We start from the raw sequence: 2,248 nt of genomic DNA, 5'->3' as shown, positions 1-2,248 counted from the left end.
GGCCGCAGGCGGCCAGGTACTGACGTGGCGCCGGGCCGCGCCGGTCCTCGCGCTCGTCGCCGTGGCGCTGGGCACGGGCCTGGGGATCGACGGCGCACGCGACGCCGCCCGGATGGACCGGATGCGCGAGGTACCGGGGGGCGTCGCGGACCTGTCCGTGCCGCTCGGCGAGGTGTGGTCCTGGTCCGGGAAGGTCGACGTCGGCGAGGGCACCACCGACGTCGCCGTGCTCGGTGACGCGCTGGTGTTCGAGTCCGAGGGTGAGCTGGTCGCGCTGGACCCGGCCACGGGCGAGGAGGCCTGGACGGTCGGGCTCGGCGAGGGCGCGGAGTGCGGCCCCACGGTGTCGCCCGTGTGGGACGACCCGGTGACACCCGCCCTGGTCTGCCTGCAGGAACGGGGTCGGGACACCGAGGTGTTCGTGGTGGGCCCCGACGGCGAGGCCTCGCGCCCGCGGCTGCTCGACGCCGCGGACACGAGGGAGTTCGGGCCGCCCCACACAGGGCCGGACGGCACGGTGCTGCGCGCGCGGCGCACGGGACCCGAGACGCGGCTCCCGAGCGACGTCCGGTGCGACGCGTCGGGCGAGTGCTCGGGGAGCGTCACGAACGGTCGTGACCTCGTGCTGCGCGCCGAGGACGCCGTCACCGGCGAGGAGCGCTGGCAGGTGACCATCCCCTTCCGCCCCACCGAGGCCACGCTGTGCACCAGCACGTTCGGCTCGGCCTGGGGCAGCTCGGGCAACCGCATCCACCTCATCGGCCAGCTCGCGCCCGACGCCTTCGGCGCTCGCGTGCGCGCCGACCTCGTGAACGTGGAGGGCTGCGGCGTCCAGGCGGCGGTCACGGCCTCGGGCGTGCTGCTGGGCAGCAGGCTCGAACCGGGGTCCAGCGTCGTCGGCCGCCTCGACTCGGGCGGCTACCTCGGCATGAGCTGGGACGACGTCGCGCGCACCCTGATGTACGCCGCCGACGGCACGACGGTCGGGGAGGTCGCCGGGTACGTCATCACCCCCAAGGCCACGGACCGGACCGGCGCCGACACCCTGCTGGCGATCGACGAGCCGCGGCGTCGCCTCGCGGCCCACGACGCCGACGGGTCCGCGCGCTGGGACATCGCGCTCCAGTCCGGCGGGCAGGAGTTCCTCGCCCAGGTGGGCGAGACGGCCGTGATCACCAGCGGCGCCGGGACCGTCCGTGGGCTGGACCTGGCCACGGGCGAGGAGCGGTGGCTCTGGGACGGCTCGGACCCCGACGAGGAGGCGGACGGCGGCTACTTCGGGACCGCCTACGTGGTCCAGGCGTTCACCGACGGCGAGGTCGTGCTGCTGCTCGCCGAGGGCAGCGGCACCGTGGCGCGAGGCATGGTGGCCCTCGATGCGGGCACGGGCGAGCTCCTCTGGGAGGAGGCCGGCGGGGCCCGCACCACGCTCGACCCGCACGACGGCGACGTCGTGCGGCAGGGCGTGACCGGCGACCTGATCGCCGTGGACGGGCACCTGCTGGAGGTCGGGTCGCTCGGTGTCCGCGGTCTCGGATGAGAGAGCGCGCCAGGCGACATACCCTCGACGACATGGTGCGCGAACCGGGCGATGGCGGTCGGATCGTCTTCGACCTGGTCGACGACGTGGGGGACCCGGCGCCGCCGTCCGTCCGCGCCCGCGCCGCGGAGCCGGCAGATGCCGACGGGGACGGCGACCCCGACGGTCCCGGGCCGGGCGATCCCTTGTCGCCGTCGGGCCGTCCGGACCGCAGGCTGCGTGTCCTCGGGCCGGTGGCCGCGGTGCTCGCCGTGGTGCTCGGTACCGGCCTGGCCGTCGAGGGTGCGCGGGACGGCGCCCGGATGGAGCGGATGCGTGACGTGCACGGCGGCGTCGCCGACGTCTCCGCGCCACTGAGCCAGACCTGGCGGTGGTCGGGGCTCGTGGGCTCCCGCGAGGCCGTGGACGAGGGGCGCGGGAGCGAGGTGGCGGAGCTCGGCGACGTCCTCGTGCTGCGGTCCGACCGCGAGCTCGTCGGGTTGCGCCCGGAGACGGGCGAGGAGGCGTGGACCGTCCCGCTCGGCGAGGACCCGGACTGCGGACCCCTCGGCAACGCGGGATGGTCGCGGATCGCGACGGCGTCCCTGGTCTGCCTCACGGGTCCCGGCGAGGACCGGTCCGTCGTGGTCGTCGGGCCGGGCGGCCGGGTCTCGGTGCCGCGGGGCCTCGCGCCCGCGGACACGAAGCGGTACGGGCCGCCCAGGCCCG

Annotated in this window: 2 protein-coding genes; both read left to right on the top strand. The window is 76.2% G+C overall.

From position 1 onward, the window contains the following. On the top strand, positions 1-1,540 hold a 1,540-nt coding region (locus PROKR_RS03520), incomplete at its 5' end, for an outer membrane protein assembly factor BamB family protein (RefSeq protein WP_036959556.1). Between the two features lie 32 nt (positions 1,541-1,572). Further along, on the top strand, positions 1,573-2,248 hold a 676-nt coding region (locus PROKR_RS33725; RefSeq protein ID WP_036959554.1), incomplete at its 3' end, for a hypothetical protein.

The sequence above is a fragment of the Promicromonospora kroppenstedtii DSM 19349 genome, assembly GCF_000515355.1.
Lineage (GTDB): Bacteria > Actinomycetota > Actinomycetes > Actinomycetales > Cellulomonadaceae > Promicromonospora > Promicromonospora kroppenstedtii.
Note: the sequence above shows the minus strand (reverse complement) of the source record. Positions and strands in the feature narration are given on the sequence as shown.